Source organism: Pseudomonas sp. FME51 (assembly GCF_014897305.1).
This window is the reverse complement of record NZ_JABUYN010000004.1, coordinates 39,183-65,616: the sequence shown is the minus strand read 5'-3', so window position 1 is coordinate 65,616 and position 26,434 is coordinate 39,183. Positions and strand designations below refer to the sequence as shown.

Sequence of the window (26,434 nt, the reverse complement as noted above, 5' to 3'; positions counted from 1 at the left end):
TGCCGCTTCCTATTGGAAGCGCCACCACTGGTTAGCAATGTTGATCGATGCGGTACGGGTCATGGCAGACCGAAATCCATTCGAGTGATTCGAAAGAAGTGTGCAAGAAACAGAGTTTCCCCCAACAGCTTCATATCTTTTTATTGTAACACAGTCATTTGCCACTTCGTCTACTTTTGTGCGCGCTCAGCGAGAGCTGGCAAGAGCCGATACTATCCGACGCGCACGCTCGGCTAACTGCTCAACGGCTGCTTCTTCAGGCCGCAGTGGCCACAGAAGCTGTGTCTTGACCCGGTAACGCGTGTGATCAAAGGGGCGCATCACTACGCCCCAGTTCCGCGCCTCGACGATGCGAGACCGCAGTGCGATACCGACGCCATACCCTGCCGAGGCCAGTGTTGCCATCAACTCGAAGGAGTCCACGCACTGCATTGATGTCCGCGCAGTATTGTCCCTGGCCAGCAAGGTCTTCATCTCTAGGTCAAAATCCGGACAGGTCGGTGCGGTCCACCGGATGAGCTGGTAGGTTTGCAGGGCGTTGAGAGGGATTTGGGGGTGAGCCAGCAATGGCGACCGCTCAGGCAAGGCGACTGCAAGGTCATCCAGCCACATATCGAGTGCCTGCAGATTGGGTGAAGCAGCGCCTGCTGTGTAGGCAATGCCGGCCTTGTAGCGTCCAGTATGTACGCCCTGGAGAAGATCAGGGATAGAAACTTGATGTAGCTGAATTCTAAGTTCAGGCTGCTCAGCCCGCTGCAAAGCCAGTAACGAAGCCAAAACGCGGCAAGTTACCCCCGGGGCGATTGCCAGATCAAATACAGTGTATAGCGATTGAACCCTCATCGATTCCCTCCTGGGAAGACTCGCAGTGGTTGTGTGTTTCGCCACCTGACGCGCCCCATGCCCATACCTGGCCGAAACTGGGATTTAGTGGACGAGTTCACTTTCAGCTGAGACAACCCGGAGATTAACGGTAACCGACAAGGTCGCTATGCAGCTTCATTAACTGTATCATGAGTTAAATTTAACGTGGTTTAATTCAAGCTATTGACTGACGCTTTGCATGATGACAAAGCGTTCGATTAAAAAGGGACGGCCTCCCGGTTCTACTACTTTTCAGCGGACAACCGCCATTGCCTTCGGCGATGCGGTTCGTTCCGTGCGAATGCAGCAAGGCATGGCCCAGGAGACACTGGCAAATCTTGCGGGCATCGAACGCTCTCACATGGGAAAGGTCGAGCGCGGAGAGCACCTACCCACCTTGGCCCTAATCTTTCGGATTGCAAAAGCGCTGAAATGCGGTGCAGGTGATTTGGTAACAGCAGCAGAACGGAATCTGCAAGATGATGAAGCCGATTCCATTCAAGGCGATCGTCATGAAGATTAAGACAAACCTTCAGATGATTTCCTGTATTCGTTCAATAAATCCCCCCAGCTGCTGAGGGCTGGCAGTAGCGGAGGTCAATAAATAGGTAGTAAGCAGTGAGTTCTCTACTGCAAGCGGCCGTGACACTATCTCCGGATGCTTATAGATTTCAGTGTGAGACAGCGTGGTGAACCCTAAACCGTATCCAGCAGCGACAAATGTCAGCATCATATCCATTGAGGTGACGTGCTCGATCACGATGGGTTCGGCATTGCCGCCACGCAATATTTGTCTGAGCTGATGATTATAGCCAGCACAGGTTTCAGGATGGCCGAGCACCAGCGGATAGCGAAGCAGCTCGCCCAAGGGAATTGCCGAGTGAACTAAAAGGGGATGTCTGATTGGCACAGCAACCGCTAAAGAGTCGTGCCAGACAGGTCGCGCGATGACCGAATCCCCGACCTGCGCAGAACGAGAAAACCCAGCATCAAACGTGTTGTCACGAAGCCCGCGCAGCTGTGCAGAGAGAGACACCTCTGTGAGCCGTATTTCAACATCCGGCTCCTCCTCCCGGCAGCGAGCCAATATCGTTGCCAGGTGTGGTTGTGCGGCGCCATCAGATAAGGCGATTCGCAATGTATTGCGATAACCAGAGGCCGCTGCCATGACACTTTTCTTCGCGTTCTCCAGAGTCGCAAACACATGCCTTACTTCTTGTAGAAACACCTCGCCGGGATGCGTTAAGTAAGTGCCACGACGATTTCGCTTGAAAAGCATGATACCAAGCTCTGTTTCCAGCTCCTTTATAGTGCGTGACAGTGGAGAGGGTTCGATGTGCAGGCGCTCGGCGGCACGTGAGAAATGCAGCTCTTCGGCTAAGACTATAAAAGATCTAAGGTGCCGCAAATCCATGAGGCCTCCAATACCATTGGCGAAACTTTTCATGCGTTTCTCTTTTTGTTAAGTCAAGATATCTTGGTAGGCAGACAGCGGAAATAACCTCCTGTCCCAGCCATGCATAGCGGACTTTTATCTTTGTTTCGGCGCGCCAGCATGAAGTCCAATCATGGGTCAGCCGAAGCACCACAGAACAGGGTTCAAAACCAACGAACTCTGCAGCGTGAAAATCCTTGAACCTACCGACCAACGGAAACAGTGCCTTATACAGTGCCTCCTTAGCCGAAAAGAGTATGGTCAATGAGCGGCTTCTGCATGGAATATATCTTTCCAAACGATCCAGTTCTTCGTCGCGGCAGACGTACTGTTGTATCCCTTGCGCGGTGTCAGGGTCGAGCAACGATTCCACGTCGATCCCCAAGGCACAGTATCGGGACTTCGGCGCTGTCATTGCTACCGCTATGGTGTTGCAATGGCTGATACTGCCCACCACGCCAAGCGGCCACACAGGCAGACGATTGCGTACGGGTAGCGGAAACTCAGCGATCAACCCCATGCCACGTAAAGCTTCGGAGGCGCACACCCGACCCGCTGCGAATTCGGTACGGCGCTTGGTGTTCATGCCTGTGACTGCGAGTTGCAAGGCTGAACCGGGAGACAAATGGGTCTCCATCGCCTCACGCACCACTGCAATCGAAATTCCCGATAGCGTTACGTCCTCCGGCAAATCCAGCATTGCTGAAATTACCGGAGTCCACCCTCCCATAAATGGATCATGCAGGGAATGGCCGCCGAAGCAGTGGTCTCTTACTTCTTCGATGCGCACAGATAGGGCCCGACGGATGTCAGCTTCTCGCAGGTTTCCTCCCACTCGCGTTCCGGCGTCGAATGCGGCACCAGCCCCGCGCCCGCCTGCAGCCAATACCGATCTCCATCGCGGTACGCAGATCGCAATACCAAGGTCGCATCCAGTGCGCCATCGCTGCCGGCAATCAGAACGCACCCACTGTAGAGTCCGCGCTTACGGCCTTCATGCCTGTTGATGCTTTCAAGAGCTTCCTTCTTCGGTATGCCGGATGCCGTAACCGCGGGAAACAGCTTCTCGAATGCGGTCCAGGCGCTGGCGCCAGGTTCCAGCACACCTTTCACATGCGAAGCCAGGTGCTGGACGCTGCCGCGTTTCAGCACATTCATGAACTCATCCACGAGAATGGATTCTTCATGGCAGGCCTGCGACATTTCCTGGACTGCCAGCTTCACGGATACCGCATGCTCGGCAATCTCCTTGACGTCCGATTCCAGCTCCTGTCTGAGCCGTTCGTCAGTCTCCTGGTTGCCCGTCAAGGCACGCGTACCCGCCAGCGGCTGGGTTGTCACGTTGCCTTCGGCATCCACCGTTACGACGATTTCCGGACTGAAGCCATACGCTTGGAAATCGCCATCTTTCAACAGGAAAGAGCGAGCTGGGGTATTGGATTGGCGCCCAACGTAGTAACTGGCCACCATATCAACGGCAACAGGGATATCCACTGCCCGCGACAGAATGACCTTTTGATAAAGTCGATCCTGCATCTGGGCTACGGCTGACGCAACGATCTGCTGATACGACTCACGTCCTGTCGAACGCACATCCATCTTGATTGGAGCATCACTCTGTGGCAACTCTCTCGTTTTGGCTGCGTCGAGTGCTGCTTTCAGGCGAGACATTTCTTCAGCGCTCAAGGCGCGCAACAGTACCGACTCCTTTTGGAAGCGGATTTCGCTTCTGGGAATCGCAATCCTCATCAGTGGCCCAAGATGTACGGTATTTTCAACGCCATACGTCAGGTAGGCGAACTCGAAGTCAGCCCGGCCATAAGCCCTCCAATCTTCAAATGGAAGATTGGCCAGAGCTTGCTGGATGCCTTCGCTGGGCGAGGCCGTTTTCCAGGATTTCCCGTCACTGCGATGAACCGAGCCATCTGCATCGACGGTGATCTCCATGGCGCAATCGAGCCCCAGCGTCCATTCACCGTGCCGTTCATAGAGCACATAGTTGCTGTCTTCCGATTGGATATGGTCGACCAGTCTGACCGCCATCTCAAAGGGATCGCCAATGAACGGTACAGTCTCCTGCTGGTAATGCAACGGCGTGGATGCGGGTGTTTCAGAAGCCCGCTGCGCTGCGATGGTGACCAGTTTGCGCTTGTCGATTTTCTTGGCGGCGGTCAACGGCCATTCGTCAATCGTCTCGACCTGATCCGGTACCTTGTAGTCGCTCAGCCCACTTGCACGCAACGCGGCCTTGAGTTGAGGCGGCTCAACCGGCTGACCCTCGGGTTTGATAAAAACGCAGATCCTCTCACCCAGCAGATCATCCGGAACGCCCACGGCAGCCACTGCGTGCACCCCGTGCAGAGCGCTAATTGCTTCCTCCACCTCGGTGGCAGAGATTTTCTCTCCGCAGCGGTTTATCTGTTCCTTGATGCGGCCTTCTACAATGAAATTACCCTGCGCATCACGCCGCACCAGATCACCAGAAAGATAGAAACCATCTTGGGTAAAGCTGGACGCATTCTGCGCTGGTGCCCGGAAGTAGCCTCGAATGGTGTACGGCCCGCGCGTCATGAGCTGACCAAGCTGGCCCTCGGCAACATCCCGATCTTCTTCATCGACGACACGGATCTCATCGTCGGGCGACAGCGGCCGACCTTGTGTATGAATGATAGTTTCCAGTGGATCATCAAGGCGTGTGTAGCAAAGCAGCCCTTCAGCCATGCCGAACACCTGCTGCAAACCGCAGCCAAGAGTGTCGAGCAGCTGCTTGGCCAGCCCAGCTTCGAGCCGTGCACCGCCGACCTGCATCAGCTTGAGACTCGAAAGATCACTGTCCTCCCATTCCCGCCCCTCTACCCACAGTTTCGCTAGCGGTGGAACCAAAGCGACATGGGTAACGCCTTCCTTCTCGATCAGCGGCATGGCCTCGTCGCAACTGGCTGAGATTGAAGTGACAACCCGTCCACCGCACTGGAATGTTCCCAGCACGCCCGGAGACGCCAGCGTGAAATTATGGGCGACAGGCAGAACTGCCAGGAAAACCATTTCACTATTGAATCCGCATAATTCGGCAGAAGCGGTGAAATTGTAGAAATAATGGCCGTGCTTACGAGGAATCAGCTTGGGGGTACCCGTCGTGCCACCGGAGAGTAAAAGAAAAGCCGTATCTTCTCGATCTTTTTCAGGCCAGGGGCATGCTGGGCCCTGCAAATCCTCAAGCAGCAGGATGTCCTCTTGGCCTTGGTTGACGTTTCCATCCAGACCGACAAAGAGCAGGCTCCTATGCTTTTCCAGCATATTCTGCGCCAGTGCCAGATAGTCGTGTTCCGCCACGTTATCCGAAATAAAGTATGCCGCCGGTTGCGCCAGTTCCATCAGGGCATTGATGTCCTGTTCCCGTTGGTTCGGCATTGCCATTACCGGAACGGCCCCCAAGCGAAGCAGCGCGAAGATGACAGTGAACAGCCCGCTGGTGTTTGGCATATGCACCATCGCATGGTCGCCGTCCCGCAGGCCCGCCGCGTAAAGGCCGCTAGCGAGGCGTTCCGCACGTTCGTTCAGTTCTGCATACGACAGATGTTCACCAGCCTCGTTGGTCAAGGCAATCCGTTCCCCATATTCCTTCGCCCAATGGTTCAGGCAGTGGCTGAGGGGAATGGTTTTATCGAATAGTTTCTCGTACGCAATAGACAGATCAGTCATCATGAAAGCCTTCCTTATTCACTTGATAGCGCATGCTTGGGCATGCGTGAAACCAGGTTCAAAGCAGCGCCGGATATGCTCCAGAAACGCTCTAGGGCGCCGAATGACATAAAAGTGGTCACCAGCGATCGAAATGAGATCCCGCACATCGTTCAGCCAGCAGCTCCAGGCCTCGACTTCACTACGCCAGGCCTCATCATCAGTGCTCCCAAACACCAGGAGCGCTGGTGTCTGCAGCCGTCCAGAATCGTCTGGCGGCTTTGCATGCCAATAGCTTTCCGTGGCGCTAAAGTCAGCACGCAGCATGGGCATGAACACAGGCCACAATGTCTGGTCGTTGAGCAGTTCAGGTGAGCACCCACCAATAGCTGCCAATTGCTCAAGAAAAGCTAGATTCTGAAGATGGCTGAGCGGCCGACGTCCTCGAAGGTGTGGTGCGTGGCATCCGGACAGAACCAGCCCGCGCGCAAGCGTGCCTTTGGCTTCAAGAAGCACGCACACTTGGTGGGCGACTTGTGCTCCCATGCTGTGGCCGGCCACAATCAACGTACTGGGGTCTATCCCCTGCGCCTCTATCTCCTGGAGCACCTGCGCCGCCAGCTCCTCAATACTGTCCATGCACTCTTCGCCCATGCGATGGTCCCGCCCTGGATACACTGCCAGAGACACGTCCATACCTACTGCCCCCAAATCACGCCAACTACGAAACGCACTGGCACTTCCGCCGGCGAAGGGACAAAGCACCACATGCATCGAAGCCATTGCCTGGCCGTCCTTACTGCAGAGCGACAGAAACTTATTCATGGATGCCTCCCGTCGGTTCCGCATATGTTTCAATGCCATGCAGTTGCTCGCGGGTGATCAGCTTTGGAGGGGTGAGAAGGCGCTCGACAACCGGGGGTGAACAATGCAGCACAGTCAGCCATAGCCGGGCCAGCGACAATTGGTGAGCAGAACTGAACGCGGTGGGCAGGTTTGCGCCATCCAGACTCTGACATAACGCCTGCAGGACATGCGCTACCCCGGCTGCGGCTTCGATCTCGAAGGCATCCCGCCAGGTTTCGGGCGCTTGATGGAGCACCAGGGAAGGCGCTTGCCCGTAATCGGGATTCGTGTCGATATAGCGATACATTGTCCGGTCAGGGCTATCGTGCTCTTGATCGTGGAAGGCTCCTGTCCACACCACAGGCCCATGGCTGGCTTCCAGAGACAGGTAGCCAGAGGGCCAGGCCAGGCTGGCCTGATGCATCACCAGACTGAACATATCCGGGTCAGATGGGTTCAGATACGACTGCAAGCGCAGCGTGACCGGGCAACCACCGGGCAGCGTCAGGCGCAGCGGAGCGAAGCAATCATCCGCGCCGTCCAGCACCTCCACCTGCACCTCATTTGCATCCTTGACTCCGCATGCTTGCAATAGCAGATCGAGCGAGGAATACAGCAATTGACGGCTGGTGGTCAGTTGAGCCGAGCACGGCAAGTCTCCCTCCAATAGGCTCCGGATACGCGCGGCATGAGCTATCCAGCTGCGGCCAGCCGACAGATGCGGATAAAAGCTGTTGACCCAGTAGACCAGTCCCCGCTCGTCAGCGAACTTCTGCAGTCTGGCGACATCGTCCGGGTGCAAGGGATGCTCTTGCACGACGTGCATGCCCCGCTGCAACAACTGCTCCGCCAACTGACTGCCTTCTCCTTGTGCGATAGTTGAACGAACCACCACGCAAGCGATGTCGATATCGCCTGGAACCTGATCCAGACTGGTGTAGAGAGGAATGCCGAAATCGCGGGCAAGTTGTTGTGCACGGCGACTGCCGCGTGCCAGCAGTCCGGCCAGCTCAAGGCCTGGCTGTGGGCGCAGAAAGGCATTGATATAGACTTCACCGAACTTTGCCCCGGCTATCAGCACGCGCCTGTTTTTCTTGATGGGTGTGCGAATCATTAGGTTTTCTCCTCACGGGGTACCTGGGCTGACCATCGCCCGACAAGAGTGGCAACTTGCGTGGAGATCTCTGCGTCTTCCATCAGTTGCCAGTGCGTTGCGCTTAGCACATGGGATTCGGCGCGAACCTTCCACGCTTCCCATTCGCGTACCGCGGGCGTCCAGTGCTCAGGATGTTGATCCGCCTCGATCCATAAGATGGGAACGTCGATGGCGTCCCGAACATGGTGCTGTGACAACAGGGTCAGCAACTGGTGAATGCGTGATAACCATTGCTGGGCTACCTCTACGGGCATTAGCTGGCTGATGACCTTGGCCTCGACGGTGCCGCTCATGAACACCTCGATGCGCGAGGTTTCGTCCAGGGTGTCCCAATCATCAGGCAGCGTAATCCCGTGCTCCTTGGCCAGTAGGCGCATAAGGTCCGACAAGTCTGCGACAGCGAAGTCAGCGCCATAGACTGGATCAATCAGCACGAGGCGTATGTCCTTTCCGCTAGCGTGCAGCATACGCGCGACTTCAGCGGCGACCGTGGCTCCGTAGGACCAGCCAATCAACGTATAAGGCTCATTGCCGAGTTGCGGTTTCATCGCCTGGAGATAGCCTGCCGCAAGCTCCAGCAGACTGTTGACCGTAATCTGTTCCGGGGCCTGCAACCCCCACACATTGCGATCCAGTGCCTGGGCAAACTTCAGATACGGCGTCACACCACCGTCCGAGGCGTGGAATACGAACGCACACTCACTCGATGAACTCTTCGTCAAGGGCACAAGCACGTTCTCCATGCCGTTGCTTTTGGCTCCTTCCAGAGTGGCGCAGAAACCCGCCAGTGTCGGGTGGGCAAACAGGGCCTGCAGGTCGGCCCCGGCAATACCGATACGATTGAGCTGGGCGATGACCCTGGTGGCAATCAGGCTGTCGCCACCGCTCTGGAAGAAATCGCTTTGCGGCTGTACCGGTCTGCCGAGGAAGGACTGCCACACCTGCGCAACGCTATTGAGCAATTCAGCGTAGGATGAGCCAGCGGCGGCATCAGGCACCTCGGTAAGAGCTGCGTGCGCTGACGCTTGCGGTTGCGTGGCCGGTGTCGCCGGCTCTTTTTCGGCAACTGGATCTTCAGCCACGAACAGGCCCAACGGTTCGCTCTGTTGCACTTGAATGCCTGGCAGGGTGTCGCCAAAATGCTTGGCCAGCTCCCGCTCCAGCCTTGTGCAATCGACATGTGCAGCGCGCACCAGTCGCGCCACGATGACATGCTGATGGATGGGCGAAACCTCCTGCTCGGGCCATGCCAGTTCGACCGAGAAGCCGGCATCCTGCAGCACCTCCCGCCATTGGGGGAGATCCAGCATGGCCCGATCATCAAGGGCACGCAGATCCTGGTAGTTACCCAACCCCTCGATAAAGCCCACGCTGGCCATCTGCAGCAGGCTGTCCCGATGGGTCGCCTCAATCAGCACCAACCGAGCACCAGGCGTCATCAGGCTGCCGATGCGATGCAGTGATCGCGCAATATGGCTGGCGTCGTGCATGACCTGTGCAGCCACTACCAAGTCATAGCCTTGTGCCGGGTGCGCCGAGTAATCGACCGGCTGATTGATATCGAAAATGCCGTATGCCATGCCGTCGTTCCCGGCAAAGCGTTTACGTGCCTCGTCCAGAAAGAAGGTAGATACATCGGTAAAGTGATAGGTCTGCAAGCGTTCCCCAAGTGCTTGCAGTACGGCACCCGTCGTCGCTCCGGTGCCTGCTCCTACCTCCAGAACCAACAGGTTGCCATCCGTATTCTGGGCCAGCTCGTGAACCACGCGAGCCACGTTCCGAGCCACACACTGCGCTGCCGGATTCTCTGCGTACAAGGCCCGAGTGATCGCGTAATCATCCACGAAGAACAGTTCCAGGGCAGAGCACATCCCCTGCAGCAGTTCCGCATGCCGCTCGATACTTCGATCAAGATACGCGCCCAGCACATCACCCCAATGGCTGGAAGGTGCGGCCGGAGCCTCTGGCACCTCGCCGAGCGAACGCTGGCAGATGAACAGGCGACCATCCTGGGACAACCAACCCGCTTCCGTCAGAGCACGTAGCCACTGGCGGACGATGCGCTCGAACTGTGGCACCACCATCAGCCGCTGATAAATCTCATCCAGGTCCACACTCTGGCCTGCGTGTACGAACAGGCCGTGTCGCGCCAGGGTTCCGGCAATGCCATGCAGCGCCCGGATTTCCAGCGCATGCCAGACGTCATCGAACTGGGTTTGTTCGGCTATATCCAGTCCCACCAGACCAGGCACACCGGCCAGCGGTTGGCCGGGGAAATCAGTGGATTGGTATGTGCGATCCGCCGCCACAACCTGAGCCCGCAACCGCCCGGCATCATCAATCCGCACGTCCGCCTGCAGGATGCCTTCTGCCTGGAGAATGGCATCCTCGATGTCGCGCAGGTCGACTGTGGTCTCGGCAACCGGTACAAGCCAACCTCGGCGCTCGAAACGTTGCGGGGCATCCTGGTCATCAGGCAGCTTCCACAACCCGGTCTGCTCCATCAGCTCGGGTCGTATCGCCACAGCTTTCAATACCCCATGGAAATCCTCGAACATGGACTGGGCCGCCTTGTCGGCCAGCACCTCGTCCATGCAATACCAGCTGAACACGAGTTCACCGTCGATTTCCATGACCTGGTGGTCCAGCCAGACCTGTGGCGTTTGGGTGAAGACATGCACAGGGTCACCCAACAGGCTGGTCATGGCCTGGTCGATCGCAAGGCCATCGAGCGTCATGCCGAGCATACTGGTGAACACCACAGGCATCAGTGGCTGGCGCGAATGGCCACGGAGACGACTGATCTCGCGTAGGAGCTCCACGCCGTTAACCTGACTGTTTGCCAAGTGCTGCCACAGACGCTGCTGCGTCTGCTCGATCGATCCGCGCAAGCTGGATGACGGGTCGCTCAGGTCAAAATCAACCAGCAATACCGAGGTGAAGTCACCGATAAGCTGACTCGTCTGCGGGTGCACTGGGCGTCGATTGAAGAAGGTCAGGTTCAGCGTGAAAGCCGGCCACCGAGCCCAACGCTCCAGCGTCCAGGCAAACAGCGTCATCAATCCTGCGGAAGGCGTCACTCCCCAGGATTGCCATTCACGCTTCAACGTCTCCCAGCTCTCGCGCTCAAGAACAGCCTGGTAGGTAGTGAAATGTGGCTGTCCGCTGGATTGCGGTTGCTCGGACAAGGGTAGTCTGGGCGCCGGAGGAAGATCCGTAATGCGTTCCTGCCAGTAGCACCAGGATTTCAGCCAGCCGGCCTCCTGGCGCCGTGCCTGTTCGGCCAGCACGTAATCGCGGAAGGTGATCTGCAGCGGCTCAAGGCTCCTGCTCTGATAGAAAGCGGCAAGATCGTCCATCATGACCTTGAAGCTCTGCACATCGAAAAGCAGCAGGTCCAGGTTCATGTGCAAACGATAGTGTTCACCGTCCAGTTCGCTGGCAATCAGCTCGAACAAGGGCCAACGGTCTGCCGGTAGAACGCGATAGGACAATTCCTGTCGGACATCGGCCAGTATCCGTTCTCGCTGCACAGGCTCCAGGGATGTGAGGAAGACCCGTTCGATGCGGTAATCCGGCACCTCGGCCAAAATACGCTGCTGGCCATCTTCACCGATGACCATGCGCAACATGTCGTGCCGTTGTATCAGGGCATTCCATGCTTGTTCAAGGCGTCCCAGATCAAACTGCTGATGCGCCAGATCCCACTCGAACAGCACATGGCATGCGACGCCACCATAGTCGATCAGACTGGTGCGCCCCATCCAGTAAGCGTGCTGTATCGGGGTGAGGGGAAAAGGCTCATGGCGTCCCAACGCATCATGCTGCAATACAGCAGGTTGCGGCATTTTTTCAGGAGCTTGATCGGCCTGTTCGACTATAAGGCGGCTAAGTCCGTTGAGGGTCAGGTCGCGGTAGGCTTGTTCAGCGTCGAGACGAACACCGAGGCGCTGCTGAATCGTGCTGCTTAACTCCAGAAACAGCAGCGAATCCAGTCCCATCTGCACCAGGTCGCGTCTGGGCGATAGGCGGCCCGGATCATCCAGCCGTAACTGCTCGGCAATCTGTGCGGTCAGCCACTGCGCTACCGCGTCGACGTCAGCCAGCTTGCCAGGAGGCAAATCCGCCACCACCGACTGCTGCGTCCTGTCACTCGGCGACGTAGCCGCGGCAGCCACGGCAACGGGCTGCAAAGCTGACGGAATGAGACCCAGCAAGCGGCTGCGTGCCTCATCCAGGCGATCAGGCAGTACACGCATTGCCAGACGGTAAGGCGCCGCACGTGAAAAAGCCTGTTCCAGATGCCAGAGTCCTTCGCCATCGGTCAGCACACCCATACCGTCGTCGGCAAGATGTTGCTGCAGACCGGCATCGGCCGCGCGCCCGGACTCCCCCCAAGCGCCCCAGCCGATCGATACCACGGCCACCGACGGCTGATTGCCCACTTTGCTGGCAGCCTGACGGGCCAGACCGTCGAGATAGCCGCTCGCCAAGGCATGAGCCGCCTGTCCAGCGCTACCAAGCGCTGCAGCTGCCGAGGAATAGAGCACCAGATAGGATTTGCTCTGCGCCTTGCTCAGCCACTCATGAACGTGCCGGGCAGCATAGGCTTTGACGGCCAGTACCGGCACCAGCCTGCTGCTGTCCACAGCCGTGATCGGCCCATCGTCCAGCAGGCCGGCAGCGTGAACGACCCCAGCGACGCCAGTCTCGGCCTGCAACTGAGTCAACACGGCATCAACAGCCCAAGGGTCACTCACATCGCAGCTGATGGAGGTCACCATGCAACCGTACTCTTGCTGCAGATTGATCATGAACTCACGGGCATCGTCATGCTCATGGCGTACCAGCAGCGCAATCCGCGTAGCTCCGCGGCTGGCCAGCCATCTTGCGCTTACACGTCCCAAGCCGCCGAGGCCGCCCGTCACGACATGCCATTTATCACTCGACAGACTCTGCTCGGTCAGCGTTGGAGCGGCATACTTCTGAGAGACCAACCGTGGTGTCCAGACCTGTCCCTGGCGCACGGCGACCCATTGCGCGCCTCTGGCAATCGCCAGCAGACCCGACGCAAGATCCTTCCAATCTGAGTCCGCACCCAGATCCACTACGGATATGACATGGCCCCGAGACGCGCACTCAACCGCAGCGACACGCGCCAATCCCCACACTGCATGCTGCGTCGCATCGACTGTTTCCGGTGTGGCAATGGCCCAAGCACCGCATGTCACCAGGACGATATGACCGCGTTCAGCACCGGCCAGCTCGTCGACAGCCGCTAGGAACGGCTCTGCCACAGCTTCCAGCGTGATCGCCTCCGGCGGGATAATGACCAACCAATCCTCGGCGTGAGCATCCAGCGCCACGCCTGCGTTAGCCAGCTCGGTTTCAAGCTGATCGGCAACCGGGCCGAACAACTTGTACCGGCCAACACCAGCAGCATCCACAGGCGCAAGCTCGAGGCGGTCCCAGCCCCAGTCGTAGTGTGTTTCAGGAACAGGCGAAAGTGCAGGAAGATCATCGCCCACGACCGCACCGGTGGCGCCGAAGAGGTGCCATGTACCATCTGGTGCGCACAGGCTGAGTGCCACCCGCGCCTCCCCCAGCAATTCGGCATGCCATTTCAACCCCACCAGGCCTAGCCAGTCCGGCGCGCATGGCGGCAAATCCGTCAGCGGAGCGCAATGTCCGTTGCCATGCCGGCGCGCCATCTCGGCGCAAGCGGCGCTGATACGGTCCTGCCATGGCGCCTCCTGTCCAGCGCAGTCGGACCAGTCGGCCAGGTAACTGCCGTCGCTGGCCAGTGCCTGACCCAGCAGACCACCGCCCAGTCGCGTTGCGGCAGGCATTCCCGTTTGCGTCAAGGACGTGCCCGGTGCTGTTGCCAGGATGATATGCTCGCTCATCTGCGACGTGGCTGCTCCGTCCTCCGGCAGCCATTCGACCTGAGCGAACCCCGCTTCCAGACATTGCGTGCGCCAATGGGCGGTCGATAGAAACAGTTCTCCGCCTCGCTGCGCTTCATCATGCAAGGGCAGCACCAGCGGCCCGAACACGAAATCGAACAGACGCATGGGCCTGGTGATCTCACGCATCAGCAGCTTGCCGCCCGGCTTGAGCAAGGGCAGCAGATTGGCCAGTGTCTCGCCCACATGTTGCGTGGCGTGAATGACGTTGGCCGCCACGATCAGATCATAGTCGCCTGTGACAAAACCCTGTTCGGCAGCGCTCTTTTGCAGGTCGAATTCGCGGTATTCGATGAAATCGTAATCGGCAAACTTCTGTTCAGCCCGTCGCGTGAAGATCGGCGAAATATCTGTAAAGATATAGCGCACGTTTGGCTGAGCGGACAGCTCCGGTAACACCCACGATGTCGTACCACCCGTGCCACCGCCCACTTCCAATACGCGGTACGCCGCAGGCGACTGTTCTGGTTCACCTCTGGCGCGCACCAGATCAGCCATGACACCTGCGGCGATCTGGTTGAAATAGCGCCCGAAGCTGAAGTCCTGGTACAGCACTTCTACACCGCTGGATGCACCTTCTGGAAAGATCACTGCCACCGGCTCGACCTCGCCGTTCATCATGCTGTACAGATTCGCTCCAGCACGCTGCACTGTGTCTGCGATTACATCCAGGCCTTCGCAATAGCTCTGCAGTTCCCGGAGCAAACTGTCATGCTGGTCGTGGGGTGCCTGGAGGCGAGTCGCATAGCGCCCATCATTCACCAGCAGGTAGCCGTCCTCAACACAAGCATTGAGCAGGCGTACCAGCAATTGTCGGTGGCGCGGCAGCAGTCGGCCGCCACGCAGGATGTCCAGCGCCGTCATGCCATGATCGATCAGATCGCCTACGCAAGCACGCACCAGCCAATCCACATAGATGGCATGGAGCTTGGTGACGCAAGAATAGAGCGCTTCGAGGCGGGTAAGCTCCAGCTCACGCGCCTGCTCAATCACTACTCTGCGCGCAGTAACGAGGTTCGTTGCAGCCTGTGGCGCAGGCATTTGCGCCACCTCAGCCTTGGCCTCGCGCCAATAGCGTGGCTGATCGAAGGGATACAGAGGAAGCTGGCAGCGCCGTCCTGATCCGCCCAGCAAGGATGTCCATGCCAGGCTGACGCCGGCGGCATATAGCTGCATCAATGCATGTCTGAACTGGCGCTCAGCGGGCTGGTTGCGCTTAGCGCAGGTAACCCAGCTGGCAACGTCTCCCAGCTCCCGTTGCCCGATTCCCGCCAAGGGTGAGTCCGGGCCCATTTCAAGAAACACCCCCGCGCCATGCTCCACGGCTTTGCGCAGGCACTGGATGAAACGTACCGGGCTACGCATGTGTCGGCGCCAGAAGGCGGGTGCCTTCAACTCATCGGAATCCACCACCTCGCCTGTCAACCCAGAAATAAATGGCAAACTGCCGTCCGCAGTGGTTAGCACTGCGGTCGCCTGCTGGAATTCGTCCAGAATCGGGTCAAGCATTCGTGAATGCGCAGCGCCGGGGACAGTCAAGGGATTACTGCGTACGCCCATGGCTTCCAGTCTGGACGCCATTGCTTCGATGGCGTCGCGCTCACCGGAAAACACCAGATGCCGGTCGCCGTTGTGTGCAGCCAGGTCCAGACCCAACTCAACAGCAAGCGGCATCACCTCCGGCTCGCTGGTAAATACCGAGAGCATCCCACCGCCACTGCAGCGATCCATCAGCGCGCCGCGCACCCTCACCAGCGGCATGATCTGCTCCACTGTGTAATGTCCCGCCACCACGGCGGCAGCGAACTCGCCGACCGAATGTCCAGACACCATGTCCGGCACCAGCCCCAAGGCTTGCCAGTGCGCTGCCATGGCCAGCTCGAAAGCGACAATGGCGGGCTGAACATACTCCATGCGCTGCAGCAGGGTGTGACCTTCCTCCATCAGCGCCTGGCGGAGGCCCTGGGCAAACGTCTCGTCACCAGTTGTTGCGAACGCCGCCAGACAACGCTCCAGACACTGCGCAAACGCCGGCGAGCTGGCATGCCAGGTACGCGCCATGCCCGGCCACTGCGAACCTTGTCCGGTGAACAACCAGACACGCAGACCAGGCGCGTCATGTCCTATATGAACCAGAATGTCGTCATCCCCTTCAGCGATGGCTGTCAGGGCATCGGCAGTCTCCTCGCATACGGGTACGGCCAGGCGCCAAGGCATATCGAGCTGGCGGCCATGCAGAGCCGAATGGGCTACGTCGCTACCCGGTTGTTGACGCAGAGCCTGTGCATAGGAATCCGACAAGCGCCTCAGCGCGACTTCGCTGTTGGCGCTGAGCAGCAACACCTGCTCAGCCGCGTCCGGCTGCGCCTCATTCGCCTTTCCCAGCCGTTGCAGTTCCAGCGGCAGCGATGCCACCACCATATGGCAATTGGTTCCGCCAATGCCAAAAGACGACACGCCTGCCATGCGTATCGGCGCATTCCAGGGCCGTGCTTCGGTGGGCACATAGAACGGTCCATCCTCCAGTCGCAGCGCCGGGTTAGCCTGGACAAAATTCACGCATGGCGGGATCGAGCCGCGCTCCACCGCCAGTACGGACTTGAGGAAACTGGCGATCCCGGCGGCCGTATCCAGGTGCCCCATGTTGCTCTTGACCGAACCCAGCGCGCAGCCAGGACCCTGTCCCGCTGCGTGAAAAACAGAGTGCAGGGCTTGCAGTTCTATCGGGTCCCCCAGTGGGGTTGCAGTTCCATGAGCCTCTATCAGGCCGAACTGTTGGCTTTGCACGCCGGCCAGAGCCCATGCCTGGGCAATCACATCACGCTGACCCGCCATGGACGGTGCGGTGTAGCCAACCTTCTGGCTACCGTCATTGTTGATCGAGCTCCCCAACACCACCGCCGCCACCGGATCACCGTCCCGCAATGCGTCGGACAGGCGCCGCAGTACCACGGCGCCGACGCCATTGCCGGCATAGGTTCCCTGAGCCTGAGCATCGAATGGCCGACAATGCCCGTCCGGTGAAAAGATCATCCCCTGCTGGAACAGATAACCGCTTATCTGCGGGAAGGACACTGCCGCACCACCCGCAATCGCCATGTCGCATTCACCAGCGCGTAGGCTTTCGCAGGCCATGTGCGTGGCCACCAGCGAACTTGAGCAAGCGGTCTGCACAGTGAGAGCAGGGCCACGCAGGTTCAACTTGTACGCTACCCGCGTTGCCAGGTAATCCTTATCGTTCCCCATCAGCGATTGCAGGCTGCGTACATGCGCCACTTCGGCAATGTTGATCGCCTCGCGGCCCGGATAGGTGCTGATCCGGCCAGCGCCATAAACACCTGTGATGTGGGGCACCGACCTTGGGGCGTAACCCGCATGTTCAAGCGCGTGCCAGGCAACCTGCAGGAACAGACGTTGCTGTGGGTCGATCAGCTCCGCCTCTTGCCGAGAGTAACCAAACAGCTCGGCGTCGAAGGCATCGGCGTCTTCCACCACCGTGCCCCGAGGCACATAGGCTGGATCGTCGATGACAGCAGCCGGGATACCCGTAGCCAGCAACTCCTCGCGTGAAAACTGCCGGTTGCATTCGCGCCCGGCTAACAAGTTCGCCCAGTAAGCCTCACTGTCAGCCGCTTCAGGAAAACGGCATGCATAACCAATCACCGCGATTGGCTCGCCATCCGGGTAGTGACGGTTCAAGAGTTCTTCGATATTCACAATGTGCTCCCGCGACGGCGTTCTGCCCGTGCTTTGCGTTGCGCCAACAGATCGCGGCGCTCCTTATTGACGCTGGTGGCGTTGTCAGCCGCTGCCGAGGTGCCTTGCAGATGCGCCGCCAGGGCCAGCGGCGTTGCCTGAGCAAACAGGTCGGTGACTACCAGCCCGCCATACCCGGCCTGGGTTAGGTGCACATGCAATTGAACCAATTTCAGGGAGGTTGCCCCGGCATCGAAGAAGGACTGGCGCGGACGAATCGGCAGGCCGACAACTTCTTCAAAGTGGCGGCACAGCAATGTCACCAGTGCATCATCTTCACGCAGCTCAATCCGATTGGAAGTGCTCGCGTCTACAGGCCGTTTAATCCCGACAGTTACTCGACGCTGGGCGTTCTCCAGGCGTGGCATCAAGGCGTCCAGCGACAGATCCCAGGCTGCGTCTTCACTTGCCAAGCGAAGCAGCAGATTCACATAACGCTCGAACATGGTCTGAATCTGTAGTGGTTCAAATAGCTGCTCGACGTAATCCCAGTTGAACCGCAGTTCGCCCTCAGATTCGTAAACCTGATGGTCAAGCCAGACCTGCGGGGTATGCGACAGCCCCCAGTTCGGCTTCATCCAGGAGGCATGCGCGAGGAAGCGGTCTTGCTCAAACCCCAAAGCACTGGTGAACACCACCGGCATGGCTGCCGAGGCCTGTCCAGCGCGCTGAGCCAATTGGCGCATCACCTGGATTGCCGACACGTCACGGTGCAACAAGTCCTGGCGCAAACGCTGTTGCAACTGATGGGCACTGTTGCGCCAATCACCGTCCGGTTGCCAGGCCAACAGCAGTAATGTCGTGAAATCCCCCAGTACCTGCTCGACCTGTGGATGCAGGGGCTGGCGATCAAAAAGGGTCAGGTTCAGGCACAACTCATCGCGCGAGGCCCAGGCCGACAACGTGGTGGCATAGGCCGCCAGCAGCAGCGCTGACGGGGTGAGTCCCTCCGCACGCGCCCGTTTCTTGAGGGCATCCCATTGAGCTGCGGGAAGCTGGCCCGTCAGCCGCGCGAAATACGGCACACCAACCTCAGCCGGTTCGCAACGAAGAGGCAGGTCCGGTGCGGCCGGCAGGCCGTCCAGGCGCCGCATCCAATAGGCCTGCGACAACTCATTGACCGGTTGTTGACGCACATGCTCCAGGTAATCCCGGAAACCAATCTCCAGCTCGGGCAGTACCAGATCCGGGTTGGTGTAAAGCTGTTCCAATTCAGCAAGCAGGATCTGCATGCTGAGCCCGTCCAGCATCAGGTTGTCCAGGCAGACGAACAGACGTGCGCGCGAACTGCTGTTCACTTGCGCAGCCTGGATATCGAACACCGGCCACCGTGACGGGTCGAGAACCTGCCGAGCCAACCCGTCCCGCAGAGTGATGGTGTCCTCGCCATCCAGTGCGCTGACAAGATGGCAGTGCAGCCTGAAGCAAGGAACGTGTTCCAGCACCTGCTGTTTGTCGTCGCGCACTACCGACCGCAATGTGTCGTGGCGCAGGATTAGCCGGTTCATTGCCTGTTCGAAGCGCGCCACATCCAGATCGGCCACCTCGAACTCGACGAAGAAATGCGACCCCACCCCGCCCAACGCGAAACCTGGCTGACGTCCAACCAGATAGGCCTGCTGCACGTCAGTCAGCGCAAAAGGTTCATGACGGTGCTCAGGATCATGTGAAAGCCCGTCGGCGGCCTGAATCTCCTCTCGCCGCAGCGTGACGGCAAAGTTTGCCAATACCGGGTAATTGAACAAGTCCGCCAGTTCAGCGGCAAAGCCGCGTCGGGCCAGCTCGCCGATCAAGCGAGTAGCCAGCAGGCTGTCACCACCCAACTGGAAGAAATGGCTGCCTCGGTAGACACCCGGCAGCTTCAGCAGCTCGCACCATAACGCCGCTAGCGCCTGTTCTGTTTCCCCGTTCGGCAGTTCCTGTTCAGGCCCCGCCTGTTGCACCCGTCCCCGGCAGCACTGCATCAGGGCTCGGTGATCCACCTTGCCATTGGCAGTAAGCGGCAGAGTCTCCAGGAAAAACAACCACTGCGGCACCATGTAGGTTGGCAATAGCTCACGCAAAGCGCAGGTGAGCTTGTCATTGTCTGGCTTCAACACCTCACGCGGAGCGCGCAGGGCGAGCCATTGCACCTCGCCGTCCAGGCCGCTTGCCTCGGTATGCATACCGTGCCCGCCCAGCATCGACTGCCACCGGGACAGGTCATGGACATGTTCCGCCAGGCCATCACCGTCACCCAGCAACTCCGCCGATACCAACGCCAGGCTGGAAATCCGTCGCAACTCATGGATGATCACCAGTGCTGAAGGCGCGGCCAGCGCCAATACAGCCTGTATCCCGGCATCGCCCAGGCGATGCAAGGCGTTGTTTGCCCAAACCAGATCAGCCTGGTGCAACTGCTCAGTGGTAATCTCCGCATGCCAGCGCTGCACCTGTGCATGGGCATGACTCTGCAGCGTGGTCGACGCACGCAGAACCATCTCCGCGGACTCGTCCCAACCGACGTACTGCACGTCAGAGTCCCGCAGAAGCTGTAGCAGCTGCGCAGCCGCCAGACCGCTGCGCGCGCCCACCTCGTGCAAACGCACAGGGCGACCCAACGCTTGTGCCATGCTTCGCACCGTGGCAGCCAGAGACTCGATGGCCGTCTGCATGCCATAGGTACGCAACAACAGGCGCTCCGGCGCCCAGAACGGATGATCCAGCAGCGTCTTGGTTGACTGGCTGCCACGCAAGATCCGGGCTGGTGCTTCATGGTGCTGCGTCAGAGCACTGATCGCGTCGCACAAAGGATGCTCGCCAAGCGGCAGAGAGGGCGGCTGCTCGGATACAGCCACATAACTCCCGTCCGAAAGCAGCCGGACAAAACCCTCAACATGCAAATGCTGCAGCCAGCGGTCAAGCAGTCCACCCCAGTGCGGTTGCGCACGGTATTGACGCAGGGCCTCCTGCGCCGTGACTCCCTGAAACAAATCCACCCCTTGCTGGTTCAGGTGTTCAAACAAGAAGCTGGCGACCAGCCGAGCCATGCCCACTTCGAGGTCATGCTCGGGTAGCGCATTACTGTTGGCTCCGCCCGGCAGCAGTAATGCATAGTCGGCGGGCCGTACCGTGTCGTCTGCCAGCGGGGTAAACAGGATGGTGCCCTGCGGCACTACGAACGCAGCGAGCGATTTCTCCCGCTCTCCAACAGCCATCGCGACGGCACTTCTAACGCCTTCAACACGCAATAGTGCCGCCTCGATTTCGCCAAGCTCGATACGGTAGCCGCCAACCTTGACTTGCTTGTCACGGCGTCCGAGAAACTCCAGCCTGCCGTCAGGCCAGTAGCAGCCCATATCGCCAGTGCGATACCAGCGTTCATCATCGACTGTTACAAACTGCTCGGCTGTGCGCTCGGGATCATTGAAATAGCCCAGCGCCACGCCTTCCCCACCGATCCACAGTTCGCCAGGCACCCAGTCCGGGCAATCGCGGCCCTGCGCATCGGCCACCCGGTATTTTTGCCGGGCCAGCGGATAGCCATAGGGAATCGAACGCCAATCCTCGGCCACGACATTCACGTCATAGACGTTGGACCATATGGAGGCCTCGGTCGCGCCGCCCATGGCCACAAACTCGCCATCCTGCCGGAAAGCCCGATAGCGTGCGGGCAGGTCGAGCCCGATCCAGTCACCCGACAACATCACCGCCCGCAATCTGGCAGGCGCCTGCAACTCGAACCCCTCGCTGTAGGTCAGGAGCATGTCAAACAGCGCGGGCACCGTGTCCCACAGCGTCACGCCATGCCGTTCGATGGCTTTGCACCAAGCGTCAGGATCGCGTCGCTGGTTCTCATCGACCAGCACCAGCGCACCGCCTGCCGATAGCAGTCCGAAGATGTCATACACCGACAGGTCAAAATGCAGTGCCGACAGACCCAGCACGCGATCGTCCGCCGTAACCGCATAGCGGCGGTTCAACGCTGCGCAGGTATTCAGTGCGCCACGGTGGGAAATGATCACGCCCTTGGGTACGCCGGTGGAGCCGGACGTATAGATGATATACGCCGGTTCCCCAGCACCCACAACCTTGGGGTTAGGCAAGGCCTTATGCCTGATTGCATCCTGCCAGGCCAGGAAGATCACGCCCTCCACTGCGTTATCTTCCACGGTATCGTTTTGGCAAACCAACACGATCACCGAGCCTGCGCCCTGGTAGATCGTCCGCCGACGGTCCAGCGGCTGATCCAGTGAAACCGGCACATAGACTGCGCCGGCAAACAGAATCCCCAGCAACGACACGATCTGACCGATACCTTTGGACATGCTGATCGCGACCCGGTCGCCCGGCTGCACACCCCGCGCCACCAGTGCCCCGGCGCACCGCTGGGCCTGCTGCGCCAGTTCCGCGTAGGTCAGGCGGTGCTCACCATGAATCAAGGCCACTGACTCCGGGCGCTCGCTCGCCTGACGCCAGACCCCTTCGTGCAGCAAACCCTCCGGTGCCGCTAAATCGCCATAGGCATTGATGCGTTCCCTGACCGCCAGTTGTTCCTGCGGCATCAGATCCGGCAGCTTCTCGCGCCAGGCATTCGGCTGCGCCAGCAGGTAGCGCACCAGCCGCACGTAGGTGTTGAACATGGCATCCAGCATCCCCGGCGGGAACAAGGCATCATTGCTGTCCCATTGCAGAAATACCGAACTGCCATGCTCGTAGGCCAGGTGATCAATCCACACCTGCGGGGTCTGCGAAATCCCCCAGCCGGGCGCGCCCAGTGTACGCTCAGCATCCTGACCGAACAGAGGGCGCCCCAGATTACTGGTGAACACCACGGGTGCGCCATGTTGATAAGCGCCAGATGTACGCCGCAACTCGCGTAGCAATTCGACGCCCGACCAGTGCCTGTGCTCATAGGCATCGGTAAAGGTCTGCTGGTTAGCCTGTGACAATCCTGCGAAAGATTCGCCCTCGCCGAGCATGTCCAGAAGCAGGATATTGGTGAAGTCGGCAATCATGCCGTCCACCGCAGGATGCAGTGGCTCGCGATCGAACAGCGTCAGGTTCAGCAATAGCCGCGACTGCCCGCACCAGCGCGCCAGTACTGCACTGAAGCAGGTGGCCAGCGCCATGGTCGGTGTTACCCCGTTTTCACCGGCCAAACCCTTGAAGCGCGCCCAGTCCTCGGCGTGGATTTCCTCGCGTCGACGTGAGATACGCACCTGCTTGATTTGCTCTGGTTCGCGGGCCAGCGGCAAGTCAGGGGCATCAGGCAAGGTGTCCAGCCGTTCCATCCAGAACTGCTGTGACTGGTCGCGGGCTGCGGTGTTCTCTTCAGTGGCGTGTGACAGGTAGCTTCTGAAGTCGTAATCCTTGCTGGTGTCTGGCAAATGCTCGCCGCGTACCAGCGCGGCCAGCTCATCGAAGACCAGGCTGAAACTGGCAGCATCCAGCACCAGCAGGTCGATGTCGGCATGCAGACGGTGATGACCGTCCGGCAGCAGGGTCAACTGGAAGTCAATATTCTGCCCCAGCTCAACAGCCAGCACGCGGTGGCCGTGCGTCTCCCGCATGGCTTGTAGATGCTCATCGCATTCGGCGGCAGAAGCCGAGCGCAGATCATGCAAGGTCAGGCCTTGCCAGCGTGTGCCTGGGCGGTATTGCTGTCGGCCATCTTCGAGAAAGGTCAGCAGCAACATTGGATGGCGTTCGATCAAAGCTCCGATCGCCTGTTCCAGCGTATCGGCATCCAGACCTACGCCATCGAATTCCTGATACAGGTGGCAGCCCACACCGCCCAGCGTCTGGTGCGGTGCGCGCCCGACCAGGTAGGCGTGCTGTACCGGCGTCAGGGCGAAGGGTTCACCATCAGTCATGGTTGGCCATGCCCTGGACTCTGTCTTGGCTTCCGACTTTGGTCTGTCCGCCTGCTTGGTAGTCGCCTGCGCGGGGTTCTCACGCAATAGCCGACTCCATCCTTGCAAGGTCGGTTCCTGATACAGATCCTTGAGTTTGATCTTGTGGCCACGCTTGCGCAGGCGGTGCATCCAGGCCATCAGCCGCATCGAATCCAGACCCAGCGTCAGGAAACTGGTGTCGGCATCCAGTTGTTCCACAGGCACCCCAAGATCGGCGGCGACCTCATCGCGCAGCGAATCGTTCACCCACCCCATCTCATCACCACTGGTTTGTACCAAACCCGTCATCTGAAGCACCTCCAGAATTTACTGATTCAAAGCACTTGCAAAGCATGGCTATTGCACCTGTGCTACCAATTGCTGGTTCAGCACCAGCACATCACCTTCGCAAAACCTCCCTGTAGAGAACCCCAACTCCTGCCACACCTGGTGGAGCTGCCCATAGCACGGCAAGGCATCATCACTTCATGGTGAACCGGATCGGCAATGTCAGCGTCAGCGGGTCGCCCGGCACGTCGGCGGGTGGCCTGGGCAAAGGCACGGCCCGCCGAATCAACGCCTGCGCTTCCCGGTCGAAGGCTGGTATCCCACTGCTCTGCTGTAGAGCCACAGACAGCACCTGGCCGTTACGGGCCATGGCGAAGCGAACAACGACTTCCCCCTGTCGCCGTGCTGATTGTCGTGGGGAGCGTTTGCGGCGCTCCAGATGAGCCTGCAAGATGCTGTGCCATTGCTGCTTCGCATTGATAGCCTGCTGGCTTAACGCACCCTGCGAGGGTGCCGTCACCCTGTCGCTGGCCTGTGTCACAGCTGTGCTGGGCGGTGCGGTGGTTTCCGGTGCAGACACCTCGCTGGGCTTTTCGGCAGGCTCCGGCGTCGGCTCGATTACTGGCTTGGGCTCGGCTTTGGGACGTTCTGCCACAACCTGCTTCTGGATCGGCACTTCGGCAGGCCGCTCCACCACTGGCAGTTCCGGCAGCCTTGGCTCCACCACCTCGGGTGGCGTCACCGGCGCCTTCTGTGGCTGTATCTGCTCAGGCCCGGGTGGCACTTCCTTCGCTGCGTCCGGCGGTGCCGCCATGAACATCGCCAGTTCAACCGCAAAGGGGGTAGCGGCAGGCATATCCGGGGGCGGTAGCGCAGTCGGGCGCCACATATAGAACCCCAGCACCGCGCTATGCAACGACAGGGCGAACAGCCCGGCCAGCGACCAGTACAGCGGCCCCTTTCTAGATGTCTCGCGCTCGGAGCCTGACAGCGGCGTCACAGTCCACCCTCCGCAGGCCGCTCCAACCCCACCAGCGCGACCTTCAGATAACCAGCACTGCCAAGCACGTTCATGACCTCCATCAACTCCCCATAGGGCACCGACTGATCGGCGCGCAGGAAGATGCGCTGTTCCTCGTCGGGGGCTAACTGGCGAAGATTGTCCGCCAGCCTCTCGCGTTCCACCTCCAGATCATCCCCGAGCGTCAGCGACAGATCGGTCTGTATGGTCAGATACAACGGCTCATCCGGAGTCGGTTGTGGGGTTGCTGAGGAGGCTGGCAGATCAACCGGTACACTCACCGTCGCCAGCGGCGCGGCGACCATGAAGATAATCAGCAGTACCAGCATCACATCGATGAAGGGCGTCACGTTGATCTCGTGGTTGTCCGGCAGATCTGCGGTGCTTGTGTCTTGTATGTGAAACGCCATCAGCCGGCGCTCCGTGCCATGGACACAACAGTATCCTGCTCATCACTCAGGCTGCTGCCTTCGGGATGCTTGCGATCCAGATCCCGACTGATCAGGATCAGCAACGCCGTGGCAATGTCGCCCAACACAGCGCGATAGACCCCAATGGAACGGGCAAAGTGGTTGTAGATCACCACTGCCGGAATCGCCGCAACCAGACCGAATGCCGTTGCCAGCAGCGCCTCGGCGATACCCGGTGCCACCACCGCCAAGTTGGTGGTCTGTGACTGGGCAATGCCGATAAAGCTGTTCATGATGCCCCACACCGTGCCGAAAAGGCCGACGAAGGGCGACACCGAACCGATGGTCGCGAGCACGCCGGTGCCTCGGCTCATGTGCGAGCCGGCGGATACCTGCACCCGATCCAGCCGTGCCGCCACCCGTTCCTTGATGCCGTCATCCGCGGCTGGACCTTGCGCAGATAACTGCAGTTCATGGGCGGTTGCCCCGAGCAGATTGACACTCGCCCCACGCTGCTCGGCGCAGTGCTGGCGAGCATCGACAAAGTTCTCGGCATTCACCAGTATCCGCAGTGCGCTACGCGCCTGACGACGTGCCATGTGCAGTTGCAGCGTCTTGAATATCCAGATGGTCCAGGTCAGCACCGACGCCAGCAACAGACCGATCATCACTGACTTGACCACCCAGTCAGCAGCCAGATACATGCCCCAGGGTGACAGGTCGTGGGGCAGGCCAGCGCCCGCTTCGGCCACTTCTTCTGCCGGCAATCCGGCGATGGCATCCGCTTCTGCACTCATTCCTTCCGTCAGCGGCCCGCCTTCAAGCGTGGTCAGCCCTTCATCAATGGGGGTGCCGGATACTTCCAGTACCTCCGGCTGCTGATCCTCGGCCAGGCCTGGCTCATCCGCATTGACCCCGGATAGCGGCAGCAGGGCGACCAGCAAGCCGAGGATGATCGTTCGTATTTTCATGTAACCACACCTTCCAGTTGGGCCTTGCAACCCATAGACATACCCGCCCCTGGCATTGCCAAAAGCGCCGGGCTGAAATAGCCCCTACCGAATTCAAACCGCCTATCGGTACTGCTGTTGATCAATCGCTCTGATCTCATCGAATTCCTCCGGAATTTATTCAT

Annotated in this window: 12 protein-coding genes; 1 reads left to right on the top strand and 11 read right to left on the bottom strand. The window is 59.3% G+C overall.

The window, feature by feature from the left end; genetic code table 11:
- Positions 1-186: 186 nt before the first annotated feature.
- Positions 187-843, bottom strand: coding sequence for a LysR substrate-binding domain-containing protein (locus INT39_RS08565; protein WP_193073495.1), 657 nt, complete (start codon positions 841-843; stop codon positions 187-189).
- Positions 844-1,066: 223 nt separating this feature from the next.
- Between INT39_RS08565 and INT39_RS08560 the strand changes: the two genes are divergently transcribed.
- Positions 1,067-1,387, top strand: a complete 321-nt coding sequence (locus tag INT39_RS08560) for a helix-turn-helix domain-containing protein (RefSeq protein ID WP_193073776.1) — start codon at positions 1,067-1,069, stop codon at positions 1,385-1,387.
- Positions 1,388-1,396: 9 nt separating this feature from the next.
- Here INT39_RS08560 and INT39_RS08555 read toward each other — a convergent pair whose 3' ends face one another.
- From INT39_RS08555 to exbB, 10 genes are all read right to left on the bottom strand, one after another.
- On the bottom strand, positions 1,397-2,278 hold the full coding sequence (locus INT39_RS08555) for a LysR family transcriptional regulator (RefSeq protein ID WP_193073775.1): 882 nt from the start codon (positions 2,276-2,278) through the stop codon (positions 1,397-1,399).
- Entirely contained in the window at positions 2,259-3,089 is an 831-nt protein-coding gene (locus INT39_RS08550; protein ID WP_193073494.1) for a 4'-phosphopantetheinyl transferase family protein, read from the bottom strand. The genes INT39_RS08555 and INT39_RS08550 overlap by 20 nt, the downstream gene beginning before the upstream one ends.
- Positions 3,071-6,004: a salicylate synthase gene (locus tag INT39_RS22800; protein ID WP_319021336.1), complete on the bottom strand. Its 2,934-nt coding sequence runs from the start codon at positions 6,002-6,004 to the stop codon at positions 3,071-3,073. Before INT39_RS22800 ends, INT39_RS08550 begins: the two co-directional genes overlap by 19 nt.
- Positions 6,005-6,019: 15 nt before the next feature.
- Positions 6,020-6,805, bottom strand: coding sequence for a thioesterase II family protein (locus INT39_RS08540; protein WP_226944638.1), 786 nt, complete (start codon positions 6,803-6,805; stop codon positions 6,020-6,022).
- Positions 6,798-7,925, bottom strand: a complete 1,128-nt coding sequence (locus INT39_RS08535; protein ID WP_193073772.1) for a Gfo/Idh/MocA family oxidoreductase — start codon at positions 7,923-7,925, stop codon at positions 6,798-6,800. Before INT39_RS08535 ends, INT39_RS08540 begins: the two co-directional genes overlap by 8 nt.
- A gap of 14 nt (positions 7,926-7,939) precedes the next feature.
- A complete protein-coding gene (locus INT39_RS08530) occupies positions 7,940-17,665 on the bottom strand; it encodes a polyketide synthase (RefSeq protein WP_319021335.1) in 9,726 nt (3,241 codons plus the stop codon).
- Positions 17,662-23,889 carry a non-ribosomal peptide synthetase gene (locus INT39_RS08525; RefSeq protein ID WP_193073493.1) on the bottom strand — a complete coding sequence of 2,076 codons (6,228 nt, stop codon included), beginning with the start codon at positions 23,887-23,889 and terminating at the stop codon, positions 17,662-17,664. Before INT39_RS08525 ends, INT39_RS08530 begins: the two co-directional genes overlap by 4 nt.
- Positions 23,890-24,061: 172 nt before the next feature.
- Positions 24,062-24,868 (bottom strand): energy transducer TonB, encoded by an 807-nt coding sequence (locus tag INT39_RS08520; RefSeq protein WP_193073492.1) that lies wholly within the window; start codon positions 24,866-24,868, stop codon positions 24,062-24,064.
- Positions 24,865-25,299 carry a TonB system transport protein ExbD gene (gene exbD, locus INT39_RS08515; RefSeq protein WP_193073491.1) on the bottom strand — a complete coding sequence of 145 codons (435 nt, stop codon included), beginning with the start codon at positions 25,297-25,299 and terminating at the stop codon, positions 24,865-24,867. Before exbD ends, INT39_RS08520 begins: the two co-directional genes overlap by 4 nt.
- Positions 25,299-26,270: a tonB-system energizer ExbB gene (gene exbB, locus INT39_RS08510; RefSeq protein WP_193073490.1), complete on the bottom strand. Its 972-nt coding sequence runs from the start codon at positions 26,268-26,270 to the stop codon at positions 25,299-25,301. Before exbB ends, exbD begins: the two co-directional genes overlap by 1 nt.
- Positions 26,271-26,434 lie beyond the last annotated feature (164 nt).

Coding starts and splice junctions, on each gene's coding strand:
- INT39_RS08565 (WP_193073495.1), bottom strand. CDS start 843: ATGAGGGTTCAATCGCTATACACTGTATTTGATCTGGCAATCGCCCCG.
- INT39_RS08560 (WP_193073776.1), top strand. CDS start 1,067: ATGACAAAGCGTTCGATTAAAAAGGGACGGCCTCCCGGTTCTACTACT.
- INT39_RS08555 (WP_193073775.1), bottom strand. CDS start 2,278: ATGGATTTGCGGCACCTTAGATCTTTTATAGTCTTAGCCGAAGAGCTG.
- INT39_RS22800 (WP_319021336.1), bottom strand. CDS start 6,004: ATGATGACTGATCTGTCTATTGCGTACGAGAAACTATTCGATAAAACC.
- INT39_RS08540 (WP_226944638.1), bottom strand. CDS start 6,805: ATGAATAAGTTTCTGTCGCTCTGCAGTAAGGACGGCCAGGCAATGGCT.
- INT39_RS08525 (WP_193073493.1), bottom strand. CDS start 23,889: ATGACGGGTTTGGTACAAACCAGTGGTGATGAGATGGGGTGGGTGAAC.
- exbD (WP_193073491.1), bottom strand. CDS start 25,299: ATGGCGTTTCACATACAAGACACAAGCACCGCAGATCTGCCGGACAAC.
- exbB (WP_193073490.1), bottom strand. CDS start 26,270: ATGAAAATACGAACGATCATCCTCGGCTTGCTGGTCGCCCTGCTGCCG.